Source organism: Candidatus Thermoplasmatota archaeon (assembly GCA_038884455.1).
GTDB lineage: Archaea > Thermoplasmatota > E2 > DHVEG-1 > DHVEG-1 > JAWABU01.
The window spans coordinates 1-26,876 of the sequence record JAWABU010000019.1 but is presented as its reverse complement, the minus strand read 5'-3'; the positions used below and the strand labels follow the sequence as shown (position 1 = coordinate 26,876).

Genomic DNA, 26,876 nt, shown 5'->3' with positions numbered 1-26,876 from the left:
TTTACTCTATGTTTTCTTTGATTTTGAACACTTTTCGATCAGCAAACTCTTGTTGTTTTCCACGATTCCATTGGCTTACCGGACGAAGATATCCGACAACCCGCGAATAAACCTCACATTTCGTTCTTTTTTCCTCAAGTTGTTCATCCATATCGAAATTCACCTCCGTACAACCATTTTCTTTCTATATCCGATCTCTTCATCACATTTTGGGCAATACTCATGCTCACCAGGCAGATACCCGTGCTTCGGACACACACTAAACGTCGGTGTCAATGTATAATAGGGCAGATGATAGTTTTCAGCAACCTTCCGAACCAACTTCTTCGTCGTGCTCAACGAAGGAGTCTCACCAAGAAACATATGAAGCACGGTTCCACCAGTATACTTAGTTTGCAATGAATCCTGTAGTTCTAACGCTTCAAAGACATCATCAGTGTATCCAACGGGAAGCTGGGTTGAATTCGTATAATACGGTTCGATGCGATCACCGTTGTTTCTGTATTTTTCTTGATTATAAATCTTAATATCAGGATATTCAGCTTTATCAATTCTGGCAAGACGATAACTTGTTCCTTCACCAGGAGTCGCCTCAAGATTAAAAATATTCCCGGTTTCTTCCTGGAAATCAGAGATCCGTTTCCGCATATAATCTAATGTTTTTTCTGCAAATGCTTTTCCTTCCTTTGTTGCAATACTTGTATCCATAAAGTTGAGTAATGCATCATTCATGCCAATGAGACCGATGGTTGAAAAATGATTTTTCCAGTATTCACCAAAGGTTTGATGCACGTCAGATAAATAAAACCGTGAGTAGGGATGCAAACCACTCTCCGTGAGGTTTTCAATAAGTTCACGTTTAATTTCAAGTGACTGTTTCGCTAATATCATCATTTTATCGAGTCGTTCGAAAAACTCATCATCATCACGAGCAAGATACCCAATCCGTGGCATGTTCAAAGTAACAACACCGATTGACCCTGTTTTTGGATTTGCACCAAACAGACCACCGCCTCGTTTTCGAAGTTCTCGATTGTCCAAACGTAACCGGCAACACATACTGCGAGCATCATCAGGTTTCATATCACTATTAATAAAATTACTAAAGTAGGGGATACCGTACTTTGCTGTCATCTGCCAGAGTGGTGTTAAACCTTCATTATCCCATGAGAAATCCTTGGTAATATTATAGGTTGGAATGGGAAAGGTAAACGGACGGCCTTTTGAATCACCTTCATACATGTTTTCTGCAAACGCACGGTTGATCATATCCATCTCATCAGCGAAATCACCATAGGTATTATTCGTTAAATCACCGCCAATGATCGCTGGTTCATCTGCAAGATAGTTCGGTATGGTGAGATCCATGGTACAATTACTGAATGGCGATTGAAAACCAACACGGGTTGGAACGTTCATATTGAACAGGAATTTTTGAATTTCTTGTTTCACCTGATCATAATTCAGTTTGTCTCTATCGACAAAGGGTGCTAAAAGAGTGTCAAAATTTGATAACGCCTGTGCCCCTGCTGCTTCACCTTGAAGTGTGTACAGATAATTGACGATTTGCATCAGTGCTGTACTAAAATGTTTTGCTGGCTTACTTTCGATTTTTCCAGATACTCCTTTAAATCCGAGGAGGAGTAGATCCTTCAAATCCCAACCAACACAATAGGGTCCCAATGTTCCGAGATCATGAAGATGAAAATCTCCTTTGGTATGTGCTTCCCCTATCTCTGGTGGATAAATCTTATTCAACCAGTAATGAGAAATGATGTTTTCAGTTACATAGACATTCAACCCTTGCAGGGAATATGCCATATTGCTGTTTTCGTTAACCTTCCAATCCATCATCGAGAGATAGCCATCAACCACATCAATATCCTTGAGAAGCCCCCCGATTTCTCGAATGTCTTGGTGCTGCTTTCGATATAAGATGTATGCTTTTGCGGTTTTTGCGTGTCCTTCTTCAATGAGTACTTTTTCTACGATATCCTGAACTTGTTCAACGGTCGGGATTTCACCTTTTTTTAAGGTTTTTTCTAAAAGCTCAATGACTTTCTCGGTAAGCTCTGCTGCTTTTTTGTAATCCTTTCCACCAACTGCTTGTGCTGCCTTCCAGATAGCCTCAGTGATTTTTACTGGGTTGAAATCAGCAATCTTCCCGTCTCGTTTTTTAATTTTTCGTATCATGTTTTTTCTCTCCTCAAGATTTTGCTTGTTCTGTTAACGTTTTGACTTCTTTTTCAAAGCTGGTCACATCGGTAAATGATCGGTATACGGATGCAAATCGGATGTAGGCGACCTGGTCAAGATCACGTAAACAGTCCATCACGTATTCACCGATTTGTGCTGTTGAAATTTCTTCATTGCCGTTTCGTCGTATTTTTTCTTCAATACAATCGAGTGTTTCTTCGATTTTTTCATGACTAATCGGCCTTTTTTCGAGTGCTTTCATCATACCATTTCTTATTTTAGTTCGATCATATTGCTCACGGCGACCATCCTTTTTAATGACATAGAGTGGTTCCATTTCGACTGCTTCGTAGGTGGTAAATCTTTTGTTACAATTGAGACATTCTCGACGTCTTCGTATAGCATATTTCCCGGTATCCCGAGAATCGGTAACCTTGGTTTCAATATGATTGCAATATGGACAATTCATCCCAACACCAGATACAATATGTTGTATATATAAATTATAAAACTACATTATATTGTATATATTTGTGATTTTTATAGTTTGTGTTTTTACCAACTCAATAGCTGGCAAAAGATACAAAAAATACTAGGAAAAATCAAATTTTTTCCTCGGATGTATGCTTGCTGTACCAACACCAGGAATATTGATTTTTTTCGCAATCCGATCAATGAGTTCTGTTGAAATTACAGTTAAAATCAAATAAATAATTGCAATCATCGTAAAAACCTCCAGATATCGGAAATTGTGCGCAGCAATAAATAAACCTTCAGCAGTTAATTCCTTTACTTGAATAATATACACAATGGAAGAATATTGTAAGAGATAGATAAACTCATTCGACCACGATGGAACCGATATTCGTAATGCCTGCGGCAATATAACATATGAAATAGCTTGCCACTTGCTCATTCCTAACGATCGAGCAGCAGTCATCTGACCAGCTTGAACAGACTGCACCGCTCCACGAAGATATTCAGCCTGATATGCACTGCTATTGATTGTTAACCCAACGAGCGCTGCTTCAATCGGAGAAAGAATAATTCTAAATGATGGTATACCAAAAATCGAACCAACATACGGGAGTCCAAAATAAATAATAAATAATTGAACTAAGAGAGGAGTTCCTCTGATTACTTCTATATATAGTATACATATCTTTGCAAGAATATTATTCCCATAGACTCGCCCGAGCGCAGGCAGGATACCGATAAAAAAACCAAACGTAATGGCACAAAATGTTAGAAACAACGTATACATTAAACCACTCAATAGACTAGGAAGTGATGCTGAAAAAAACTCGAAAAAATTTGAAACTATGTTTTTCCCTCCCTTTCATCTCCGTAGAGCGTTGAAATTCTTCCCAAAAATTCTTTTGTCCTGCTGTGTTTTGGATGTAAAAACATTTCACTTGGAGGACCTTGCTCAACAATGACCCCTTCTTCCATAAAAATAATCTCATCAGCAACATTTCGAGCAAAACCCATCTCATGGGTAACAACAAGCATAGCAACTTTTCCTGCCAATGATTTCATAACATCAAGAACGTCGCCGATAAGTTCTGGATCCAACGCAGAGGTCGGCTCATCGAACAAAATTAATATTGGATCCATTGCCAAAGCACGAGCAATACCAACACGCTGTTTCTGCCCGCCAGAGAGCTGCGCAGGATACATATCCATCTGCTGCTCAAGACCGACACGTCGTAACTCATCTGCTGCACGTTGTCGTGCTTCTTCCTTTCTCATCCCTTTAACTTTTTCTAGTCCGATACTGACATTTCGTAACGCAGTTAAATGATTAAATAAATTAAAATCTTGAAACACAAAGCCAATTTTTTGACGGATTTTATTTATGTGTACTTTCTGATTCGTTATTTCCTCGTTATCAAGCCATACCTCTCCTTTATCTGGTGGGCTGAGCTGATTGATACACCGGAGAAGAGTGCTTTTTCCGGTTCCACTTGGTCCTATAATTACCGTTGTTTGTCCTCGCTCCATCGTAAATGATATTCCTCTCAGAATTGCGTTGCCGTTATACGATTTATAAATTTCTTTAACTTCAAGCAAATGCAATGTTTACCACATCCGTTCAACATTCATCGACAACATTCAACATCATATCCAGACATCCGATATTTTTTTTCCAGCAGTGACAAACTCTTATTAATTATGAGAACTAGAATCAGATAGAGAGCTGCTATGAGTAAAAAAACCGCAAGCGCGAGATCAGGTTCGCGAACATAGATATATCGACCTTGACGCATCAGTTCAACAACACCAATACTGATTGCAATTGATGTATCTTTGAGTAATATAGTAAATTCATTCGACCAACCAGGGATTGAAAGTCGAAGTACCTGAGGAAGTAGAATATATCTAATAGTTTGGATTTTTGTCATCCCAAGAGAATACGAAGCACTCAATTGCCCTTCAGGAATCGACTGTATCGCCCCACGGAAAATCTGAGCTTGATATGCTGCACTTCGGAGGCCAAGACCCAATACTGCTGCAGTAAATGCATTCAAGTCAAATCCAATTTGTGCAAGACCAAAATAGATCAAAATGAGAATAACGAGCAGTGGAATGCCCCGGAATAATTTCTCATATAGATAAATACTAAACGCTACTGGTTGTGGCCCAAAACAACGACCAAAAGCAAGCAATAAACCACAGACGGTACCAAGAAGTACTCCGAAAAAGGTTAATCCCAATGTATTTTTTAAACCATCTAAGAGTTGAGGGGCTGAGTCGAGTAAAACATCCAAGCCCACCTACATCACATCTTGAAATATTTATTCAAAATACATGCTGATTAGCCGATTCCACTCAGGAGATGCTTTCAAAGCAACCAGCCCGTTATTGATTTTATTTAGAAGTTCTGTGTTGCCTTTTTTCACAGCAATACCATAGGTTTCATTGGTAATAATCGTATACGCTACTACCAATTCAGGATCTTGGGCAAACGATTGCGCTACCGGTTTATCTAAAACCAACGCCTGGACGCGTTCTGGCCCAATTTTTAAATCAGCAACAGCCTCAGTATATAATGAATAACTAATTCGTGATTCGTTGCCGATGTTTTCACCGATCCATGCCCAACCCGTAGTACCGGTTTGACCACCAACTTTCGTTAACTGTTTCAGGTCAAAAATATCGGCAATAACAATTCCTGAATCTTTCTTTATCAGAACAGATTGATCGGCTTCAAAATATGGTTCACTAAAATCGACTTGTAACAGTCGTTCGTCATTAATCGTCATACCGGCAACAATAACATCAATTTTACCTTCTTGGAGCGATGGAACTAATAGATCAAAAGCCATATCTCGAATTTCAACAGTATAATTCTCCCGTTCTAGAATCCATTTGATCATATCAATGTCAAAACCAACTATATTTCCTGATGAGTCAGTATATTCAAACGGTTGAAATGTTGCTTCAGTCCCAACAATAATCTTTTTTCCCTTCTCCTGTGTACACCCAGACAATGCAAGGGAAAAAAATACTACAATCGTCATGAGTGCCATAAAACCTACATTTTTCTTTTTCATATTCAGTTCAACCTCTCCTCCCTAACATAAATATAAGGTATTTCATTAGGTTATTTAAACATTATAGTTTTAATTGAATGGCGGCAGTAACAACCTGTTCAATCAACTCAACAACATTAATTTTTTTTTCTTCTGATTCTATCTGATATATAGTTGCGTGGGTTGAAGGCTGTGATGGAACTGCTCTGCACCCTTTTGATGGTAGAATAGAAAACTCATAGGTTCCAATTTTTTTGGCAAGACGAACGATGTCCTCTTTATCAAACCCGATGAGGGGTCTGAGTATCGGTAGTGAAATTGCTTGATCAACAACGCGAAGATTTCGAAGAGTTTGCGAAGCAACCTGCCCGAGTGAATCGCCCATAACCACTGCACATGCGTTTTCTTTTTCTGCAATTTTTTCTGCATATCGAACCATCATTCGCTTACAAAAAACACAGGTAAAATGATGATTTGCCTGTTTTTTATATGTAGCAAGCGCAAGACCATGAGGTACAATATATGTTTTAACAGAACAGGACATATACTTTTTAAGGTATTGTGTGAGAAGTTTAAAATGATCAACTTCAGATGCATCGGTAAACGGCTGGTTATCAGCATGAACAAAGATTAATTCTTCTACTTTGTTTGCTAAAAGATACGCAGCAACAGGTGAATCAATACCACTCGAAATCAAGGCGACAAACTTCATTTCAACTCATCTTTCACATAATCAATATATTCTTGTAATCCGGCAATAATTGGAAGGACAACAATAGCTGGCACTTCATAAGGATGAAGGGATTTGATTTTCTGTATGACTCGATCGATGTTCTTGTCAATGGTCTTCGCAATCAATACACATTCCTCAGCTTCTTCTATACGCCCCTTCCATCGGTATACTGAAGAGATATTTGGAATAATATTGACACAGGCGACGAGGCGTTCTTCCAGGAGTTGCCGAGCAATCTTTTTTGCATCTTTTTGTGTTCCAAAAGTCGAATACAAGAATGAAATCATAAACGCATCTATTAAAAAAAGTTTTTTAAGATTTTGCATCGAGATGATATTTGTTCATATGGAGCTGTTTGGCTGCTCGAATCAAATCCTCCATTGCTCCAAAAAATAAATGACTCGTGCAGGTACAATCACTGCATCCAAAACTAGAAATAGAAGGAAAATGTTGTTCAAAAAAGCGTGCAATATCGCATTCCTCGTGAATGGTGCTCTCTTTATAATATATATCTACAATCTCCCCATAATCAAGGAGATAATCGATATGCCAGTGGTGTTTTTTATCTCGACGGGCGTGACGAAGTATGCGCGATTCAAGATTCTTCATCGCAGATCCAACATACCCATACGAACCCGGGGTGATAAGAGTATGATGCTTGCGAAGTTGAAGAGTACAGGTAGTATCTACCTTGATGATGAGTAAATAACTTCCTTTCATAGGATCCCTTGGAAAACATATATTTAAATAGGAATGTCCCCAATATTATGAGAGGAGAAAGTAATGAACGTCCTCTTGATTTATCCATTTTCCGGTACCTGGGCGGTTGCACCGCAACGCCCCTTGCATTCAGGAGGATACGTTCCCCCCTCTTGGCATTTTATATCTTGCACAAATATTGGAACAAGAAGGCCATGATGTTGATGTCCTTGACTGTGCTGCAGAAGGAACGCTTCCTGAAAAAATACTCCCAAAACTTGCCTCCTATGATGCTGTGGGTATGACGATCTACAGCAACCCAGAGGATCTTCGCACTACTGCTGATCTTGTGAACTCCATAAAAGATCAAGACCCATCTCTTCCCATCATTCTCGGCGGGCCTCATTGTACACTGTTACCAAAACATACGCTAGAAACCCATCGAGCAGATATCTGCGTTCAAGGAGAAGCAGAATTTCGCATCTCCAACATCTTGAAAGCAGTGCAAGGAAAACAAGAATTGAATACCATAGCAGGGATTGCCTATCGTACTGAAAATACAATACATGTTACTGAACCGGTAACTCAAATTGAGGATCTCAACCAACTTCCTTTTCCAGCTCGCCATCTCGTCGAAAAATACGAATACGGTTTCATGCATGGAACAAAAATTGCTCAAGGAAAGGTAACCTCAGTTCTTACTTCACGTGGATGTCCATTCCACTGTCGCTACTGCCAGATATCGTCAATACTGCCAAACTACCGATTTCGTTCATCTGACAATGTTATCGCAGAAATTGATGACCTTGTAAACAAAGGATACCAAACAATCATTTTCGTTGATGATAATTTTCTTGCTCATAAGAAGCGCGCGCTTGCAATAATGGACCACATCATAGAACAAAAATATGAACTTCATCTCTGGATCGAAGGAGCACGAGTTGATTCAGCAGACCGAGAGTTATACACAAAACTTCGACAGGCAGGCGTTGAATTTATCACTTTTGGCATTGAATCAGGAAATCAAGATGTTCTTGACTTCTACAATAAAAAAACTACCTTAGAACAGATCAAAAAAGCAATTACGTTAAGTAAAGAAATGGGATTCTTCGTATATGCTAATTTTATGCTTGGTGCTCCTCTAGAAACAAAGCATCATCTGATAAACACCATACGATTCGCAAAGAAACTACCTATAGATGCTGCAGGTTTTTTTGTTCTAGGATATTTATACGGAAGTGATCTCTGGTGGGATGCGGTAAAAAAAGGATTGATACAGCCAGATGAATATTACGTAACCGTTGATAGTCGGCGAGGAATAGGAAATTTCACTGAACAGGAGTTAAACACCTATGCAATGAACGCGTATAAACAGTTTTATATGCGACCATCTCTCTGGATAAAACAAATACTCCATGCATGCAAAACACACAATAGCAGTTTTTTAAAACTCGGTATGAGCATGCTCCGATAAGTTGCTCGAAAGGGTTATAACACGTATTGTCTTCTATTCTCTCATATGCAGACATCCCATACACCATTAATAATCGACATTACAACATATGAAGATGCAAAAAAACAACTACAGCTGCTCGACTGCGATCCGAAAAGTATCCCTATTATGGCACCAAAAATGATCCTAAAAATAATCAAAGTGCATAACGTGATTTTGCAAGACGCTATTATCATCAAACAGGATATGCTTTCGATTGGCGGAGAAGTTGCTATTCCAAAAGATGCATTTCAGTTAAAAGATCGATGCGCAGACATTCTCATTATTGGGACGCTCAAGCAACACTATGAACTGGTAGACAAGCTCTTCCGTCATTATCCGAGAATTAAAAGGATTGCTGAAGAGTTACAACAAACCATCAAAATACTTTCATAAAACTCAACTGTCGCCAAGCAGAAGAAGCATGTACTTTTTATGCTGCAAAATGTATTAAAAAATTAGAACAAGCGCATACGTTTCTTTAACGCAATATCGATCCTTTGTTTCAAATCGTGTACTTCAAATGGTTTTTCAATATAATCCTTCCCGAGAATTTTTCCAGCGTTGCGAGCAAGATCATCTGTACGAGCAGTTAGAAATACCACAGGAATTTTTTTCCATCGAGGATTCTTATGTAACTCATCGTATACTTCCCATCCGCTCATCTCAGGCATCATAATATCAAGTAAAATCAAATCAGGTGGTGTCACCTCCAGCATCTGTAAACATTGACGACCACCATCAGCCTCAAGAACATTAAATTCCTCACAATAATTACCTTCGAGAGCGTCTTTTACAGTGAACCGTATATCAGGGTCGTCATCGACGATTAAAATGGTTTTTTTCATAGTGTTGCCTTCTGCCATATATACTCTCGATATTACGAGTTCCTTTTTGTTTTTTGTGCTGGGATTGTACAATAAAATGTTGCACCTTTCCCAAGACCTGAACTTTCAACCCAGATTTTTCCTCCATGTCGTTCAATAATGCGCTTACAAATAGATAATCCAAGACCACTTGAACTAATATCATGCCTCGAAGAGTCTGCCTTATAAAATTCCTGAAAGAGACATTTTTTTTGTTCATCGGTCAAACCAATTCCAGTGTCAGTTACAGATACAAGAACAAAGGAATCGCCGTCTTGCGCCTGCGCTTGAATCTTCAAAAAACCTCCAGATCCTGTGAATTTTATAGCATTAGAAATGAGATTACTGAACATCTCTTTGAGCTGAAGAGCATCTGCCATAACCACAAGGTCATAATCTATGATCTGCTGATATTCAATTCTCTTTTCTTCGAGCTGCATTCTATACTCTCTGATCACATCATCAACAAGCAGCTTAAGTGGTGTTGGCGAAAGTGTAAATTGTATCGAACGAGAATTTAATCGAGCGAGTTTCAAGGTATCATTCACCAAATTTTTCATATACAGCGCGTTGCGATAAATAACCTCAAGTCGTTCTTTGTTTTTTGGATGATTTGGAGTACTCATAACAAGGGGTAGAAGGGATACAATAGGGGTTAATGGACTTTTTAAATCATGCCCGAGTTGATTGATAAAATCATCTTTTTGTTTCAGAAGATTTCTAACCTCCCTTGTTTGTTCCTCGACTTTTCTTTCAAGTTCCTGATTCAGTGAACTGAGGAGTTGATGTGCCGTATTTAACGCCGCCTCTGTTCTCTTCCGTTCAGTAATATCCTCGAGTGTTGTTTGCACAGAAATTAGTGTTGAATCTGGAGCATAAATGAAAAAATCTCTGGTTACAAAGATGCGTTCGTCGCTGTTTTTCGTTTTAAAACGGCGTTCGTGTCCCTCGGTGTATAGCTGCTTACTTTGTTGTTTCTGTTGAAACGAAACCTGTGCCGCCTGCTGCTCTTCAGGGATGATGAAAGTAAAAATCGATTTTCCAAGTACCTCCTCTTTCGTGTAACCAAAAACCTCACACCATTTCTGATTCACATCAGTAATAATGCCTTCAGGTGTCAATGTATGATAGGGAACAGGAGCATACTCGTAGAGATTTTTAAACCTCTGCTCCGATGCTTGTAACGCTTGTTTCATCCTTTTTTCTTCACTGATATCCTTGATGATCGCAATTGACCCGGTAATTTGATCATCTTTGTTCTTTATAACGCTGATTGACAAATCTACGTCCAAGGGCGGTTTATTTTTCCGAAGTATTTTTGTTTCAAGATGGTGCTGCATTCCCTTTTGTCGAATGTTTTGCGAACGTATTTTTTTCCATTCCTCTTCAGGATATAACGTGTGAACTGGCTGCAGAAAAACATCGTTATATTGGATATTAAGAAGCTGCTCAGCATATTTATTCCAAGAAATAATCCGCTCCTGTGCATCGGTAATAGTAATTGCGACGGCTGAATTTTCAAAAACGGTTTGATATAAATTTTCAAGTGTTGTATGTGCATCTTCTTTAGTTGTACAAGCTTGCTTCTGTGTTCCCGATAAATATTTTAATTGTTCTTCTGTTTTTAAGACTTGTACAATTGTGGGCTCTTGATTCATACTCTCACCACATCTCCCATCAATACCTTCTTTGGACTACAACATATAGGCGATATCGTATCACTGGCTATAAAGAAATACGGTTTAATAAAATAAGGAGATTTAGAGTGCTAGACGAGCTTGTGCTTTCATTTTATACTTAGTTAAATCTTTAAATAACTCATCTTCTTGGAGAACATTGATGAGATCTTTAGACGTCGATGCAATCTCAATCTCTGTTGTCCGCCCATACCGACCTTTTGAAATAACACGAGCAGTAATGATGCCGAGCATGTCAAGTTCAGATATTAAATCCGCGGCTCGGCGTTGCGTCAGAGTATTGTATCTGGTTTTTTTGCATAATTCTTTGTAAATCTCATAAACACCACCAGTGGTCATCGCTTGTTTGACTCCGTCTTTTTTATTTTGACGGTCAAGCAAAATCGCTGCGTAAAGAATAAGCTTTGATTGATTAGGTAACGTGCGAACAACTTCAGTTATACGATCGAGCTCAATTTTATTTTGAGCTTGACGAACGTGAGACCGAGTAACCTTTTTCTCTTTATTTCGTTCGGCGATTTCAGCAGCTACCCGCAGTAGATCAAGCGCTCGACGTGCATCACCATGTTCTTGGGCGGACAGCGCTGCGCAGAGCGGAATAACATCTGGTTCTAAGACCCCGGGTTTTAATGCCGTTGATACACGGGCCTTCAAAATATCTTGAAGCTGCTCAGCATCATATGGATAAAAAATCATATTTTCTTCGCCAAGGCTCGATTTTACTCGCGGATCTAAAAATTCTGTAAATTTTAAATCATTTGAAATACCGATAACCGAAACACGTGCATGCTGCATGTCGCTGTTCATTCTCGTTAAATTATAGAGGGCTTCGTCTCCTTTCAGTTTGTCAACTTCATCCAGGACGATAACAGTTACACCTTTCTTTTTTTCCATCATAGTTTTGACTTTGCTGTATACCTCATCAGTTGGCCAACCTGTGAAAGGAACGTGTTCGTTCCATTCGTTGATAAATTGATTTGCGATATTCTGTAACAATCGATATTGGGTGTCAACAACTTCGCAATTGATATAAATAAAATTGACATTTGTTTTTGATTGTTGACCTTTTTTGAGCAATTCTTTTCCTAGAAATTTAACGACTGCGGTCTTTCCAGTTCCTGTTTTTCCATAAATAAAAATGTTTGATGGCGCTTCGTTTTTCAATGCAGGTACGAGAATAGTCGCAAGGTCTTTGATTTCTTTTTCTCGGTGTGGGAGAATTTCTGGCATATATGTTGGTCTCATGACTTCTCGGTTGACAAACAAACCGTCAAGTTCCAATAGTGAGTCAAAGATGTCTTTCTCTTGTTTGATCGTAAAAAACACACCTCCCTTTGTCTGTGTTGGTAAAAGTTAGGTAAACAAGTTCTATATAATAAACTTATCCACGTTTCCTGCCTTGAATTATACCTGTTGGTGCCCAGAAGCAGAGAGGGGATGATTTCGTGTGGAAAAAATAAGTTTTCCGATTTTATTTTTTAATTTTTTGAATAATATAATTTTAAAAATCGAAATATTAAAATACTTACGATCGCATATATTTCTGGCTATATTGCATCACAATTTTCTATTTTTACAGCTACATCCCAACCATTGGCTCCAGTGGAAATAAAGGGGTCCCTCTAAAGAGATTTTTAAGTTCTTTTGTCTAAAAATTTCATTTTGTTGAAGTAAAATCTATAGTGTATATTTTTCCTTTCTCAACTAACAAAGAGTAAAATGAAAAAAGAAAAAACCGATCGTTACTACTACGGCAGTTGAACAATTTTAATTACCGATGATGATAACATCTTTTACAGATTTGATTGACTCAAACGGAAAAACAAGATGACCGATGTCATCAAGATGATAGAGACGAGGATCAATATCTTCAGACGGCTCAACAAGGACATTGACCAATTCCCCAGTTTTTTCATCTACCAGAGAATTTCTTAGAATGCCGAGGTATAAACCTTCTTCACTCATCACTGTTTTTCCTCTGAGGTCGCTCTCAAGTACTTTCATTTTTTGTATCCCTCCTATACTTTTGATAACTCACATTTACATATATTGAATGTCTCGTTCTTTTTTATCCTTTTTGGCTAGCTCGGTTGTAAGACTTTCGGTCACTTTTGTATAATATTTCATCAATTCATCAGTAATACTTGCACGAGCTGCTTTTAATGCTTTGTTAAAATGTTCTTCAGTAACTTCCTTAGCATTGATATTTTCTCGAAGTGCAATCATTGCCGCCTCACGACACACGCTCTCGATATCAGCACCAGAAAATCCTGCGGTAAGCTCTGCGAGTTTTTTTAATGATACGTCTCTCAAAGGCATCTCTTTCGTATGAATCTTAAAGATTTCCAATCGCGATTTTTCATCGGGTGCCGGTATCAATAATAATCGATCAAATCGTCCTGGTCGTAGCAATCCTGGATCAATAATATCAGGTCGGTTTGTCGCACCAATAACAACAACACCCTGCATACTTTCCAAACCATCAATACTTGTTAGAAGCTGGTTGACCACGCTTTCAGTGACGTGGGATCCAGAGTAGGATCCTCTCCGAGGAGCAATTGAATCAATTTCATCAAGAAATACAATCGTCGGAGCAACCTGCCGTGCTTTTTTAAACAACTCTCGAACCGCTTTTTCACTCTCCCCGACCCACTTGCTCAGAACTTCAGGTCCTTTAATTGATATAAAATTTGCTTTTGATTCATGGGCAACTGCTTTTGCAAGCAATGTTTTCCCAGTTCCTGGTGGGCCGTAGAGTAAAATACCACGAGGTGCTTGAATTCCCATACGCTTAAACACCTCAGGTTGGGTTAGAGGCCATTCTACTGCTTCTTTTAATTGCTGTTTGACGTCTTCTAGACCACCCACATCATTCCATGATACTTTTGGTATTTCAACAAAAAATTCCCGCATCGCTGATGGTTCGATGCCGCGATGTGCATTTTTAAAATCCTCGATCGTTACTTCCATTTTTTCTAATAGTTCAACAGGAATCGGTTTTTCCAGATCAATCTCCGGCAAGTATCGTCGCAGTGCGTTCATGGCTGCTTCTCGTGCAAGTGCAGCCAGATCAGCACCGACAAATCCATACGTTATATCAGCGATTTCGTCAAGAATGCTTTCTTTTGCCAGCTTTTTTGTTAACTCATCAGGTTTCTCAGCAATAGATTCAAGTCGTTCATTGATTTGTTGTTCAGCATTCAGATCGACTTCAGTATCTTCTAAATCAAAAGGCAGCAGGTTAATGATTTCGTCGGTTAGAAGTTTTACAAGTTTTTCTGCAAAGTTTGCAGGTAATTCTTCAGTATAATGACTAAAGATAACTTTTAAGTATTCGGCGGTAGCAGTACGTTTGTTTTTGTTTTTAGTCCGTGCTAAATTTCTTAGTAAATCTGAAGCATGGATTTTTTTTGTACCTTGTCTGATGACTTGTTCTATTTTTTCAGTTTCAATTTTTTGGCCAGGATGCAAAAGTTCAAGATTTGAGTTTATTGGCATGCCTCGGGTATGAATCTGTAAGATTTCTTTTCGTCCGTTTCTGTCGGGAACATCAATTCTGATTTCTCGATCAAAACGACCAGGTCGCCTCAATGCAGGATCTAGAGTATCAGGAAGATTTGTTGCTCCAATTACAATGAGTTTTCCTCGGCCTTTTAAACCATCCATGAGCGTCAATAATTGTGACACTACTCGTCGTTCGACTTCACCATGAACCTCACTACGTTTTGGTGCGATAGCATCAATTTCATCAAGAAAGATGATCGAAGGTGCATTTTTTTGTGCTTCCTCAAAGATTTTTCGCAGGTTCTCTTCACTTTGTCCATAAAATTTACTCATGATTTCTGGGCCGTTAATTGTATAAAAGTTTGCCCCTGATTCGTTTGCTACTGCTTTCGCGATTAACGTTTTTCCAGTTCCTGGTGGGCCATGGAGCAATACTCCTTTTGGTGGATCAATGCCCAGACGTTCGAATAATTCAGGATGTTTTAGGGGCAATTCAATCATCTCTCGAACTTTTAAAATTTCGTTTTGCAGACCACCAATATCCTCATAGCTTACGCGGGGTCCTTCTTCCTCAGCTATTTTCGCAGCTTCTTCTTTTACTCTGAGGATAGTTCTTTCGCTGATTGCAACGATACCATTTGGACTGGTGTCAAGGATAATAAAAGGTAAGGCGTTTCCAAAAAAAGCAATTCCAGGAACCGTGATTTCATCACCTTTAGTGATTGGTCGCCGGAGGAGGTTTTTTCTGATGATAACATCGATTCCCATGCCAAATTCGATGCGTTGTCCTTCAGGCATGAGTGGTGCAAGAATTACTTCTCGTGCTTCTCGTACTTCAGCTCGCTTGATTCGAACGCGTTCTCCAAGCCCGGTTCCAGCATTTTTTCTGGTGAGATTATCTATTCGAATAATTCTTTTTCCTTCATCTGATGGATGTGCTCGCCAGACCGATGCTGCTGTGGTTTTTGTACCAATTATTTCGATAACATCTCCTATGGAGAGATCAAGGTCTATTCTTGTTTGATGATCGATTCGTGCTCGGCCATACCCGACATCTTGCTGGAATGCTTCAGCGACCTTCAGATTCACTTCTTGTTGAGTCATAAGACTTACTCCCACCTAGTATGAATACGTAGTGGCAGAAGTTGAAACCTGTTATAAAGTTTTCTGAGGAAGGCAGTATAGGTTGTTTTATCTCAGCAATATATTTATAGTTATAAATATTATATATATATTAATAAAAATATGGGGCTCAGAACAATGCACCTAAAATATAGTATTATTGTATTTTCATGCATCTGTATCGGCCTCCTCTATTTTTTTGCAACACTTACAGAACCAATAGAAATCGAAATCAAACATGCATCACAATATGAAGGACATCAGGTAATACTCCAGGGCATAGTAACTGGATGGACAGATACAAAATCAGGTAATCAAATTATTACCCTCTCTGATCAAGAGGAAAACAGCACATCGATCGCCATTTTTCTCGAAGGAAAAACCAACCTCAAGTATGGAGATATGATTCGGGCACGGGGCAAAATACAAAAATACAAAGGAGCATATGAACTCATTGTCAATGCGCCCCACGCGCTAACGATTATACAATCATGGAACAACATAACGACACCAATCAAGGACCTTGCCCTTCATCCTGAAAACTATCTAGGATTAAATATTAACACCCAAGGATTCATCCAACAAACAAGCGCACATTATTTTATTTTAGCAGATGAAAATAGCACCTATTTCATCCCTGTTTATCCTCAAAACAACACAAGATCATATACTTCAGGAAGTAAAGTATCCATAGGCGCTTACTTTATGTATGACGAACACCTCCTTCGCTATATACTCACCATATCTAACGAGCAACATTTCATTATCGCGCTTGAACAGTGACGGACACATGCTTGAATTACTTCTTATTATTTTTTTCAGCGCTCTTGGCGTATGTATCGGTCTGGTAACAGGACTTTTACCAGGACTTCACATCAATAACATCTCCCTTGCTGTTCTTTCATTTTCAACAGCAATACTCGCACTGTTAACATCATTGATAAACACATTCTCAGAATCCTTTTTGCTACTTCTCCTCTGCGGCCTCATCATATCAATCGCGCTATCCCATTCTTTTTTTTCAGCAATACCATCCACGTTTCTTGGAGTACCAGATGAAGAAACAGCTCTTTCTGTTCTTCCTGCCCATCGAATGCTCTTAGACGGTTATGGCTATCGAGCGGTGGTACTCACTGCAATCGGAAGCATTGGATCAGTTATCATTTGTTTTTTCCTTTTGTATCCTGTTAAAATGATTCTTGCCGCCCCAATATTTCTTTACGAAACACTACGCGATAGTATGGTGTGGATTCTCATAGCAATCGTCGCTATTATGATTGCTACTGAGAAAAAACAAATAAGGGTCGGTAAAATCAATGGCATGTCAGCTTCGTTTCTCGGTATGGGATTTGCCGTATTTGTTTTTCTTCTCTCTGGGCTTTTTGGAGCAATTATCCTCAATCTCCCAGTTCATTCACCTGTAGGATTTCAAGCAAGTGTTTTATTTCCTGCACTTTCAGGGCTGTTTGGTATGCCCCCTCTCCTCAGTTCATTAGCTACAAAACCAACACTCCCCCCACAAGATATCAAACCGATAACCCTTACATATTCGACCAAACGATCATCGATTTTTTCTGTTTTAACCGGTAGTCTTTCAGGGATTTTCGTCTCGATATTGCCTGGGGTAACCTCTGCCGTTGGGACTGTATTAGCATTAACGATTCGCAAAAACACCGACCAAGAACAAACCTTACTTACGTTGTCAGCAGTAAATACCGCATGCGCCTTTTCCACAGTTGTTATGCTTTTTGTACTCCTGCGAGCACGGAGTGGTGTTATGCTTGCAGTTAACGACTTAATCGTCGTAGAACCATGGGATGATGTCTTCATCCCTGAGGCGTTATGTTATCTTCTGATTTTTCTGATATTCGCAGGCTGTGTATCTTTTTTTATTACCCTGTACGTTGGGAAAATATTTGCGCAAAATTTTCATAAAATACCCTATCGATTTATACTTCTTGGATCGATAGTTTTCCTAATCGTTTTAGTAGTTCTTTTCACGGGTTTGCTTGGAGTATTGATTCTCATTACCGCCAGTCTTATTGGTTTGATTCCACTCGGGTGGGGGGTTCGGCGAAGTCACTGTATGGGAGTATTACTAGTACCTATTATCATATATTTTCTGTAAAGAGTCTTCGTTCGACAGGATCTACAAAACGTTCATAGGGAAGTGCATGTAGATACATAAGGAACAAAGCTGCAAGCTCTGAGGTGATTTTTTTTTCAGCAGCCTGTCGTGCGATTTCCTCAAATGTTTTTTGAATATCTTGGTTCAAATGCATACTAAGAGTTTCGGCAAGCACATTCAAAATATTTTTTTGAACTTCAGAAGATGTTGTTAACGAATACTTTTTGTTTTCTGGTATAAATCCAATTGGAATTTGTATATCAGCAATTTCAAATGTTGGTGTAAAAACTCCTTGTTCTTCAGCTATGAGTTTATTCACAGTACAATACCGTACGAACGCCTGTGCTTCTTGTACTGTAAACCAGTTTAATTCTAACGATAGCGGTACGTAGATTTCTGCTTCAGTAAGTTTTGTTTTTCCGCTGCGTTTGAAGATAAACGCAAGAACTATTCTTGCTTCGTCGAACATAGATTTTTAAACTCCTGATACTTGGTGATATCGACAATAAACCCTGCAATCGGATATTCTTTCCAATGGTGCACGGAATTAACTGTCGTTTTCAGAAGATATATCTTATATTTTGTACTGAGCTCTTTTATCGTGTTCTCGTAGTACTGCTCATCGGTGTGATGATCAATATCAACATAGGTGAATCCCAGCATATCTGCGTAGACCGATAGTTCGATCCAAGATCGAAAATTCCCTGAACTGATATCAAGGTATAATTCGACGTCGGTTACATAGCGGATTTTTGGAATCTCAAGCGTCTGCCAAAGGTTTTTTCGTAATGTAATCTTTGATGCACCAGCAGTAACAACATCCATGACATCGTCCACACTTCTAACACCCGCATCAACCCATACTATGTACTCATCTGCAAGTCGCTGCATCATGGTTAGATCAGGTCGATTCTCAGCGATTCCATGAACGTCATAAAGGTAAAGGATGCTTTCCTGGGGGAGTATCGTATGTATTCTGCTCAGTGGTAGTTCTTGAGAGAATAGCGAATAGCATTTAGCGTGCTTTATACAGATACATGGTATTATATCCATGGTCTGACAATCCGTAGTTTCCTTTAAAAAAACTTTGGAAAGAGAGATTAACTACTTTTTTAGTTATGTGGTGATGGTTACCTGCCTAGTTTTCGTTCTGTTTCTGCAATTTTTAATCGAGTTTTTATTACAGTATCAGGATTGAGAGATATGCTGTCAATGCCGCATTCAACGAGAAATTCTGCAAACTCTGGGAAGTCAGAAGGAGCCTGACCGCAGATACCGACTTTCCGACGTGGTTTATGATTATGCGCTGTTGTAATCACCTGGGCGACCAGTCGTTTTACTGCATCGTTCCGCTCATCAAAGATATGGGCAACAAGATCAGAATCACGATCAAGACCAAGCGTTAGCTGCGTTAAATCGTTTGATCCAATGCTAAAACCGTCAAAAATTTGAGCAAACTGGTCTGCAAGGATAACGTTTGAGGGAATTTCACACATCACATAGATTTCCAGATTGTTTTCTCCTTGTTTCAAGCCATATTCATTCATGATGCTAATGACTTTACGCCCTTCTTCAGGCGTACGGCAAAACGGAATCATCGGTTTAATATTAATCAACCCCATTTCATCCCGTGCTTTTTTTAATGCCTTGCATTCCATACCAAACGCTGGCTTGTATTTTTGATCATAATATCTTGATGCACCGCGCCAACCGATCATCGGGTTGTGTTCCTCGGGTTCGTAGAGGAAACCGCCGACGAGATTTGCATATTCATTGGTTTTAAAATCTGACATACGCACAATGACATCATTTGGATAAAACGCTGCTGCAATCTTTGCAATACCACGAGCTAACGTATCTATGAAGAATTGTTCTTTATCAGCATATCCAAGACTCACATCATCAATTTTTTTAATCACTTCAGCGATTTTCGGATCTTTTTTAGCGTTTGCTTTTAACTGACGGTAGTCTATGAGTGCTAATGGATGAATGCCGATATGGGAATTGATGATGAATTCTTCTCGAGCAAGACCGACACCGTTATTTGGAATTTGTCCTTGTTGGAATGCCTGCTCCGGGACACCAACATTCATCATGATCTGCGTTTTTGTTTTCGGAAGATTATCAAGTTTTAACTCATCAACGCGATATTTCAAGATACCTTCATAAATGCGACCAACACCCTCAGAACAGTCAATAGTGACTGGTGCCCCATTTTTAATGGTTTCAGTTCCATTTCCTGTTCCAATAACACATGGAATTCCAAGTTCCCGAGAGATAATTGCTGCATGACAGGTTCTTCCACCTTTATTTGTGACAATGGCACCTGCGATTTTCATAATTGGTTCCCAGTCAGGATCAGTCATATCTGTGACTAACACTTGTCCTTTCTGGAACTTATGAATGTCTTTTGCATCATGAATAATATTAGCAACACCTTGACCTATCTTACTACCAACTGCTTCACCTTCAACAAGAAGCGTACCCTTCTCTTCTAAAACATAGGTTCGCATCACTGCCATATCTTTTTGTGAGTGGACTGTTTCAGGTCGTGCTTGAACAATAAACAGCTCGCCGGTTTTTCCATCTTTTGCCCATTCAATATCCATAGGTTTCTGATAATGATCTTCGATGATGCATGCCCATCGAGCAAGTGTTAAAATTTCGTCATCCTGAATTACAAATCGCTTCTGGTCCTCAGGGCTGACTGGTTGTTGAATTGTTCCTTTATCACTATATACAAGTCGTTTTTCTTTTGAACCAAGTTTTTTCTCAAGAATTGGTTTGAACCCTTGCTTCAACGTTGGTTTAAACACATAGAACTGATCAGGGTTGACTGCTCCCTGCACAACATTTTCACCAAGGCCATAGGCACCCGTGATATACACCGCATTTTGAAACCCACTTTCTGTATCAATTGAGAACATAACCCCTGAGCTTGCAAGATCAGAGCGAACCATCTTCTGAACACCGACAGAAAGATATACACTGAAATGATCAAAACCTTTGTCGACACGGTAGGAAATAGCACGATTGGTAAATAATGATGCAAAGCATTCACGACATTTTTCGATGAGTTCGTCTTCACCGCGAACATTTAAAAAAGTTTCCTGCTGACCAGCAAAACTAGCATCAGGAAGATCCTCAGCCGTTGCACTACTCCGAACTGCAACATCAACATTTTCACCGTACCGTGCTTCCATCTCTCGATAATGCCGCCTAATATCTTCCTCAAGTTCTTGAGGAATCGGTGTATTGCGAATTAATTCTCGGATCTTATGACCTCGTTCAGCAAGATTCTGTACATCATGGGTGTTGAGGTCAGCAAGGATCTCTCTGATTTTTTTGTCAATACCTGCTTTCTCAATCATATATTTATAAGCATACGCAGTTACTGCAAAACCACCTGGTACATTTACACCCTTGCTGCCAAGATTTCGAATCATTTCACCAAGCGATGCGTTTTTCCCTCCAACGGACGGAACGTCTTTGATTGTTAACTCTTCAAACCACTTTACAAATTCTTGAATCATACGTGTTTCTCCTATGTAAACCACCAAGTCGTTCAACACAGGTTATATATTAAAAGTTTTTTATGCATGTAGATTCCTCAGCCGTCCTACTGCATGTCAAGAAAAAAAGAAAAAGAAAGAAAATCGCTAATCTTCGAGAAACACTGCTGCAGCGACAACCGTTGTCCACAGGCCGTCTTTGTCTCCTTCGGCGGTTTGTGCAACACTCTGAGTTCGAACAATCTGTCCGCTCATTTTGTATTCTTGTTTACGCTTGTCCCATGCTTTATCAGGATCAAATTCAAGACCAAGCGTGGTTGCGAGCATGGTTGCTGCAAGATCCTCAGTATATTCTTCAAGTTTTTTACTCGTCACACCAAAACAATGATGCTCGGAGATATATCCATAACTTGCCTGATTTTTTGGAGTTGCGATTCCAATTGCAGCTCCAATCAGCCGATTTGGTTCATTGGTCGTATTTCGTGACATTACCACATACGTAATTTCACCAGCTCGAAGCTCAGCAATGCCTTTTTCTTTCGGTATTATCTTACAATATGGTGGAATGATACTTGATACGTATACAAGGTTGCATTGCTCGATATCAGCGTCACGAAGGGCAAGCTCAAAAGCTTGAAGTTCATGTTTGTGTTTCCCAACGCCTTTTGTGAAAAACACTCGTTTTGGCACCATGTCATCCGGCAAATCATTTTTTCAGATATAAAATTATCTATGGAATCAGCTGAACTTGATGATGAGCTGTATTTGAATGAAACAAAAATAGTGCTCTGTTCATGTTTGAAAAAAGTCGTTGGTACGAAGTACCCCAGGATACTAGCGAAAAGCAGTATCATCGTCATCGCTGGGTCGTTCATCCTCAATATCATCAGTTCGCGTTTTTGTGTTTTGTACTGCTTTTTGTTTTTTTAGAAATGCTTGCATCTGCTTGTGAATATCATCTTCTTCAAGCGGCGGAAGTTCAGATGGAAGTTCATCTTCATGCAGTTCCTCAGATTCTTCATTTTCATCTTCTTCATGTTTGATATGGGCAACTTTTGCTGGACGTGCTTTTTTCATTTTCGTCTGCGCCTTCATTAAATCACGCATCTGTTTCTGAATGTCAAGCTGCTGACGTTGAAATTCGACTTGTTCTTCCTGATATGGAGTAATCACTGTTTTCTGAACAAGACTTTCAATGAGTTTTTTTATCTGTTTATACGGATACACGCCATGGAGTTCATAGTAGCTACGTGACCGTGGAACTTGAACATCACGACCACCGCCAAATAAACCAAACAATTTTGCTTTTTTACCACCAAGCGCCGCCCCGGTGGCTGCAAGTGTTTTATCAGATCCAAGACCGAAACCAGATTGACTAATCGGAATAATGGTTCCAAAGCCGCAAAGACGACCGAGGACCCCTTGTTTTGCATTAATGTCAGCGATTTTATCGTAGCGGATCGTACGTTCCTGCTGAGTGAGGATGCCACCTTTGAAAATCATCCGCATGTTAGTAATAATATATTTGTGAGATCTGCGGTACAGTTCAACAATAAGGAACCCGATGATTGATGTAGCAACCGAATAAAACGGAATAAATACTGCTGAATCCTTTGTCCATCCCTGCGATACCATGAGAGCAACGCCGCCAACGAAAACAGCAAGATACAAGAAGAATACGTTCCACTCAACTGAAATAAGAGACACGACAATCCCAATGAGCAGGAGCACTAAACCCCAAACAAGTACAGGAAACCACTGATTGCTCGTAAGCAGATCATGATATTCTGAAAAATTTACCAACCATCCAACAATAATGCCCCACACAATCAAAAAAAGACATACTGACTGGAGTTGTACGAAGGATAATGGATGCGGTGATAATATCCGTTCAATGATTTCATTACGTAGCAACTCATCATCTTCTTGATCTTTTTTTCGTCTCATCGTCATCCCTCAAGAGGATTCATCACTTCCTATGTTTTAAATGTATTGGTTGACCCCAGTCAAACAAAATTATGCAACAAGCTCCACATCTATTGTTTTTCCAGTATGGTCAAAAACATTCCATGAATCCTCTGTAAAAGGGGATGCGACGATAACATGAATTCGTCCATACCTTGAAAATAAAAACATATCATCTTCTGAAGGAAATGCATCCCCTGAAGGGTGACTATGAACCGTGCCAACGATACTGTAATCCACCGGGAGCATATGCAACTGAAACAGTGCATGGGATGTTCCAGCAATTGTTCCAGGAAGCATCGCAATCTCAGCAATCGTATGTTTATCCCCTGGTCTGACCTTCAGCAAGGCTCCAAATTCATTTGGCATGCTGGATTTTCCCATTTCAAGAATCATATTCAGACATGAACGTGTTATTCTCCAACGAACCGGTTGAGCTGTTTGTTGTTTTTTTCTGTGAAAAAATATCATACTTGTTGTTCCTATCTCATGAGTTTCAAACGGACCATCTGATAAAAACTTTCACCGAAGCGAACAAACCGTACTTTCCGTTCAGAACCAGTAATCAAAACTTTCGATTCAATAGAGACTGGTGTTGAAAACTGACCATCGATCACGATTTTTGGTTCTTTACTTTTCGGCAGGAGGGCAATTTGCACAGTTTTTTCAAGAGGGATAATCCAGGGACGAGCAGACAGTTTAAAAGCTGCAAGCGGCGCGATGATCATTGCATTTACCAGCGGATCCATGATCGGTCCGCCAACACTGAGTGCATAGCTTGTTGAACCGGTTGGTGTCGCAACAATCACCCCATCAGCACCCATAGTTTCAATGAGATCATCATCAACAAAAATCTGCAGATGCAGCATCTTTGCAATTTGTCCGGTTTGAACCGTTAATTCATTTGCAGCATCAGGAAGACGTTTTCCATCAACAACAATTTTTAGTTTTGACCGCTCCTCAACAGTATATCCACCAGTGAAAACTTTTTTCAATCCACTCAACGCATATTTTGATTCAACTTCACAGAGAAAACCCATGCCGCCGCAATTCACACCAAAGAGTGGTTTGTCAATTTCTTGCAGTGCATACAAAATTGTTCCATCGCCACCAACTGTTACTACAATATCAGCATGGGTATTGATGTCTTTGAGTGAATATCCTTTCATGGAAAGTTCTTTTCCTAAATGTTCATCAGGGAAAAGAATTCCTCCTGATTCTTGAATCAGCTCAATGATATTTTCTGCACATGATACTGCTTTTGCAACATGAGGATTACAGACAATTCCCCAATGCTTTAGTTTCATAGTATTACGCCCGAGCAAGTTTCATCAATGGTGCTAATTTCACCAGCAACGATGGATGCTTCGTCACCAGTGCTTTGATAATACTCATTGTGCTAAACTCTTCAAACTTATAATCCTTCAATGAGTCAGCAAGCATATCTAAGGTTTTATCATCCATGTCAAGCATAATTTCTTTAGCAACATAATTCCGATGTAGCTTCTTTCCAAACGATTGTTTCCATCGATTTTCATACTCCAGCAACGTTTCTCGATCAAACCTCTGTTTTTCAACCGCCATTCCAATAGTTTCACCTGCATATTTTCCACCTTCGATGGCAGTCATCAAACCCCCACCGGTGATCGGATCAACATGCCGTGCTGCATCACCAACAAGCAGCAAATTATCACGAACCGATTCTACAGCTTCAGCAACAGGATCAGCACCAGTTAAAAACCGTAATGGTTCACCTTTTTTATATTCAGGATGTTTGGCGATAAAATCATCAAGCAGTTTCTTCGCAAGACCTGGTTTACTTAAACTCGCAAGAATACCAATACCGACATTTGCCACATCTTTTCCTTTAGGGAACACCCAGACGTAGCCACCTGGTGCAATCTTTTTACCAAGATAAAAGTCACAATATGCTTCAGGGCAATCAACATTTGCTAATGTGTACTGAGCACAGGTCTCAAGGTCAAAAGGTTTCAACGTTGTTTTGATACCAGCCCATCTACCAACTTTTGATTCAACACCATCAGCACCAACAATGATATCTGCTTCAATTTCAAGTTCTTCTCCATATGAAACCACTTTCACACCACTGATGCGATTATTTTTCTTCAACAACCCAATCGCATTCGTATTCACCATGAGTTCTGCACCAGCATGAATTGCACCTCGGGCAAGCTCTTGATCAAAAATATCCCGATACACGACGTACCCGGTTTCACTTCCTGCATACTCTGCAGAAAGTTTAAACATCGTCCCATTTGGAGAAAAAATACGTGCCCCCTCCATTTTGCAAGCAATCCAACGTTTTCCTTCAAGTACTTTAAAATCATCGACCTTCTGACTGATTCCTTCACCGCACAGAACCGGGACACCAACCTCAGCACGACGTTCAATGATCAAAACCTTTGCACCGTGCTCTGCCGCAAAACGAGCAGTTGTACTCCCTGCAGGGCCACTTCCAACCACAACAACGTCGTATTTCATGATTTATTCCTCCTCCCAGGATATTGCTGCAACCGGGCAGGTATTGATGCATATTTCGCAACGTATACATTTCTTGTGTTCAACCTCTGCTTTCCCAGCAATCATAGTGATCGCGTCTTGTGGGCATACTGCGATGCATCCGCCGCAAGCGTAACATTTTTGTTTATGAACTACTGCTTTAGGATTTTCCATAGGATTCACCTCGGGTGATACCGGAAGCAATAATATGTGCAACTCGGATAGGTTCAGGTATTACACCTCGTATCGTCGACAGCTTTATTATTTCTTTTGCCTCATCAAAAGTAAGACCAAGATAAGAAACAAACATCGGGTTATGCTTGGTCGGCACTTCAAAAATTGTTTGCTTTTTGAGTAACTCATATCTTTTTTTCCAGTCAGAAAAATGCGTCTGTAATGCTTTTTTTATCTTCTGGAAATTTGGTTTATCTCGAGTAATTGTTATAATTGGGAGATTCGTTGTTTGGTAAACCTGGTGGATGTCGAGAATGTTAAATCCACCAAAGGTAATGCCATCGAGCAGAACTGCTTTGAGCTGCTGTCGATGTTTTGTTTGAAGGATCATTGCAATGACTGTTGGCGTTACATCGTTTCCATCGATGGTAATTTCTTGTTTCAATACGCATTCGAGATATTCTCCTCCGCGCATTACAACACCGATGAGCGGCACGGTATGGTTGTAGAAATGGAACGGTGCATCATCGATACCAAGCAGTCGTATTTGCTTCTTCATCTTTCAAATGCAATTTTTTCTCTGCTAATAATGTTTTGCTTGATACTTCCGATAAATCTTTTAAGACTCTTTTGTATAATAGACCTTTTGCGTAATTGTAAAACAAGAATAACTACTCTCTTTTAACCTCCCGATTTACTATTTTTTACTCTGGTTGTATGGTAAAATTCACT

At 39.6% G+C, this 26,876-nt stretch carries 27 protein-coding genes and 1 pseudogene; 4 read left to right on the top strand and 24 right to left on the bottom strand.

The genetic code is table 11. The annotated features are described in order from the left end of the window. Nucleotide 1 precedes the first annotated feature (1 nt). From QXL17_04570 to QXL17_04530, 9 genes and pseudogenes are all read right to left on the bottom strand, one after another. Nucleotides 2-2,193: pseudogene (locus QXL17_04570) on the bottom strand (ribonucleoside triphosphate reductase). A gap of 13 nt (nt 2,194-2,206) precedes the next feature. Continuing rightward, nucleotides 2,207-2,665: a transcriptional regulator NrdR gene (gene nrdR, locus QXL17_04565; protein MEM4258409.1), complete on the bottom strand. Its 459-nt coding sequence runs from the start codon at nt 2,663-2,665 to the stop codon at nt 2,207-2,209. Between the two features lie 123 nt (nt 2,666-2,788). Further along, nucleotides 2,789-3,472, bottom strand: a complete 684-nt coding sequence (locus tag QXL17_04560) for an amino acid ABC transporter permease (GenBank protein ID MEM4258408.1) — start codon at nt 3,470-3,472, stop codon at nt 2,789-2,791. Nucleotides 3,473-3,516: 44 nt separating this feature from the next. Continuing rightward, complete coding sequence (locus QXL17_04555; GenBank protein MEM4258407.1) at nt 3,517-4,275, bottom strand: amino acid ABC transporter ATP-binding protein; 759 nt, start codon at nt 4,273-4,275, stop codon at nt 3,517-3,519. Nucleotides 4,276-4,298: 23 nt separating this feature from the next. After that, a complete protein-coding gene (locus QXL17_04550; protein MEM4258406.1) occupies nt 4,299-4,967 on the bottom strand; it encodes an amino acid ABC transporter permease in 669 nt (222 codons plus the stop codon). 27 nt (nt 4,968-4,994) lie between these two features. Next, nucleotides 4,995-5,753, bottom strand: coding sequence for a basic amino acid ABC transporter substrate-binding protein (locus tag QXL17_04545; GenBank protein ID MEM4258405.1), 759 nt, complete (start codon nt 5,751-5,753; stop codon nt 4,995-4,997). Between the two features lie 61 nt (nt 5,754-5,814). Next, nucleotides 5,815-6,444 (bottom strand): hypothetical protein, encoded by a 630-nt coding sequence (locus tag QXL17_04540; protein MEM4258404.1) that lies wholly within the window; start codon nt 6,442-6,444, stop codon nt 5,815-5,817. After that, nucleotides 6,441-6,752 (bottom strand): divalent-cation tolerance protein CutA, encoded by a 312-nt coding sequence (gene cutA, locus QXL17_04535; GenBank protein ID MEM4258403.1) that lies wholly within the window; start codon nt 6,750-6,752, stop codon nt 6,441-6,443. Before cutA ends, QXL17_04540 begins: the two co-directional genes overlap by 4 nt. 25 nt (nt 6,753-6,777) lie before the next feature. Continuing rightward, entirely contained in the window at nt 6,778-7,185 is a 408-nt protein-coding gene (locus QXL17_04530) for a DUF123 domain-containing protein (GenBank protein ID MEM4258402.1), read from the bottom strand. Nucleotides 7,186-7,291: 106 nt separating this feature from the next. Here QXL17_04530 and QXL17_04525 point away from each other — a divergent pair, with 106 nt between their 5' ends. Together QXL17_04525 and QXL17_04520 are read left to right on the top strand one after the other, a co-directional pair. Beyond that, nucleotides 7,292-8,638 (top strand): radical SAM protein, encoded by a 1,347-nt coding sequence (locus QXL17_04525; protein MEM4258401.1) that lies wholly within the window; start codon nt 7,292-7,294, stop codon nt 8,636-8,638. A 45-nt stretch (nt 8,639-8,683) separates the two neighbouring features. Further along, nucleotides 8,684-9,052 carry a hypothetical protein gene (locus QXL17_04520; GenBank protein MEM4258400.1) on the top strand — a complete coding sequence of 123 codons (369 nt, stop codon included), beginning with the start codon at nt 8,684-8,686 and terminating at the stop codon, nt 9,050-9,052. A gap of 62 nt (nt 9,053-9,114) precedes the next feature. On the opposite strand, the gene QXL17_04515 is transcribed toward QXL17_04520, so the two are convergent. From QXL17_04515 to QXL17_04495, 5 genes are all read right to left on the bottom strand, one after another. Further along, nucleotides 9,115-9,522 carry a response regulator gene (locus tag QXL17_04515; protein MEM4258399.1) on the bottom strand — a complete coding sequence of 136 codons (408 nt, stop codon included), beginning with the start codon at nt 9,520-9,522 and terminating at the stop codon, nt 9,115-9,117. Nucleotides 9,523-9,536: 14 nt separating this feature from the next. Next, complete coding sequence (locus tag QXL17_04510) at nt 9,537-11,180, bottom strand: PAS domain-containing sensor histidine kinase (protein ID MEM4258398.1); 1,644 nt, start codon at nt 11,178-11,180, stop codon at nt 9,537-9,539. Between the two features lie 102 nt (nt 11,181-11,282). Further along, on the bottom strand, nt 11,283-12,545 hold the full coding sequence (locus QXL17_04505) for an ORC1-type DNA replication protein (protein MEM4258397.1): 1,263 nt from the start codon (nt 12,543-12,545) through the stop codon (nt 11,283-11,285). Between the two features lie 441 nt (nt 12,546-12,986). Continuing rightward, nucleotides 12,987-13,223 (bottom strand): PRC-barrel domain-containing protein, encoded by a 237-nt coding sequence (locus tag QXL17_04500; protein ID MEM4258396.1) that lies wholly within the window; start codon nt 13,221-13,223, stop codon nt 12,987-12,989. 36 nt (nt 13,224-13,259) lie between these two features. Beyond that, nucleotides 13,260-15,827 carry a CDC48 family AAA ATPase gene (locus QXL17_04495; GenBank protein MEM4258395.1) on the bottom strand — a complete coding sequence of 856 codons (2,568 nt, stop codon included), beginning with the start codon at nt 15,825-15,827 and terminating at the stop codon, nt 13,260-13,262. A gap of 156 nt (nt 15,828-15,983) precedes the next feature. Here QXL17_04495 and QXL17_04490 point away from each other — a divergent pair, with 156 nt between their 5' ends. After that, entirely contained in the window at nt 15,984-16,628 is a 645-nt protein-coding gene (locus QXL17_04490) for an OB-fold nucleic acid binding domain-containing protein (protein MEM4258394.1), read from the top strand. Between the two features lie 7 nt (nt 16,629-16,635). Then, a complete protein-coding gene (locus QXL17_04485; GenBank protein MEM4258393.1) occupies nt 16,636-17,973 on the top strand; it encodes a tripartite tricarboxylate transporter permease in 1,338 nt (445 codons plus the stop codon). Here the strand turns inward: QXL17_04485 and QXL17_04480 are convergent. From QXL17_04480 to QXL17_04435, 10 genes are all read right to left on the bottom strand, one after another. Beyond that, complete coding sequence (locus tag QXL17_04480; GenBank protein ID MEM4258392.1) at nt 17,957-18,442, bottom strand: DUF2240 family protein; 486 nt, start codon at nt 18,440-18,442, stop codon at nt 17,957-17,959. The two genes, QXL17_04485 and QXL17_04480, sit on opposite strands and share 17 nt — an antisense overlap. After that, nucleotides 18,421-19,026: a hypothetical protein gene (locus QXL17_04475; GenBank protein ID MEM4258391.1), complete on the bottom strand. Its 606-nt coding sequence runs from the start codon at nt 19,024-19,026 to the stop codon at nt 18,421-18,423. Before QXL17_04475 ends, QXL17_04480 begins: the two co-directional genes overlap by 22 nt. 77 nt (nt 19,027-19,103) lie before the next feature. Beyond that, on the bottom strand, nt 19,104-21,506 hold the full coding sequence (ppsA, locus tag QXL17_04470; protein MEM4258390.1) for a phosphoenolpyruvate synthase: 2,403 nt from the start codon (nt 21,504-21,506) through the stop codon (nt 19,104-19,106). A 126-nt stretch (nt 21,507-21,632) separates the two neighbouring features. Continuing rightward, nucleotides 21,633-22,178, bottom strand: coding sequence for an arginine decarboxylase, pyruvoyl-dependent (locus QXL17_04465; GenBank protein ID MEM4258389.1), 546 nt, complete (start codon nt 22,176-22,178; stop codon nt 21,633-21,635). Between the two features lie 141 nt (nt 22,179-22,319). Continuing rightward, nucleotides 22,320-23,432 carry a PH domain-containing protein gene (locus QXL17_04460; GenBank protein MEM4258388.1) on the bottom strand — a complete coding sequence of 371 codons (1,113 nt, stop codon included), beginning with the start codon at nt 23,430-23,432 and terminating at the stop codon, nt 22,320-22,322. Between the two features lie 69 nt (nt 23,433-23,501). Further along, nucleotides 23,502-23,846 (bottom strand): Mov34/MPN/PAD-1 family protein, encoded by a 345-nt coding sequence (locus QXL17_04455; GenBank protein ID MEM4258387.1) that lies wholly within the window; start codon nt 23,844-23,846, stop codon nt 23,502-23,504. Nucleotides 23,847-23,932: 86 nt separating this feature from the next. Further along, nucleotides 23,933-24,757 (bottom strand): NAD(+)/NADH kinase, encoded by an 825-nt coding sequence (locus QXL17_04450; GenBank protein ID MEM4258386.1) that lies wholly within the window; start codon nt 24,755-24,757, stop codon nt 23,933-23,935. A 4-nt stretch (nt 24,758-24,761) separates the two neighbouring features. After that, nucleotides 24,762-25,952: an NAD(P)/FAD-dependent oxidoreductase gene (locus QXL17_04445; GenBank protein MEM4258385.1), complete on the bottom strand. Its 1,191-nt coding sequence runs from the start codon at nt 25,950-25,952 to the stop codon at nt 24,762-24,764. Between the two features lie 3 nt (nt 25,953-25,955). Then, complete coding sequence (locus QXL17_04440; GenBank protein ID MEM4258384.1) at nt 25,956-26,144, bottom strand: 4Fe-4S binding protein; 189 nt, start codon at nt 26,142-26,144, stop codon at nt 25,956-25,958. Continuing rightward, a complete protein-coding gene (locus QXL17_04435) occupies nt 26,131-26,703 on the bottom strand; it encodes a DUF99 family protein (GenBank protein ID MEM4258383.1) in 573 nt (190 codons plus the stop codon). Before QXL17_04435 ends, QXL17_04440 begins: the two co-directional genes overlap by 14 nt. Nucleotides 26,704-26,876 lie beyond the last annotated feature (173 nt).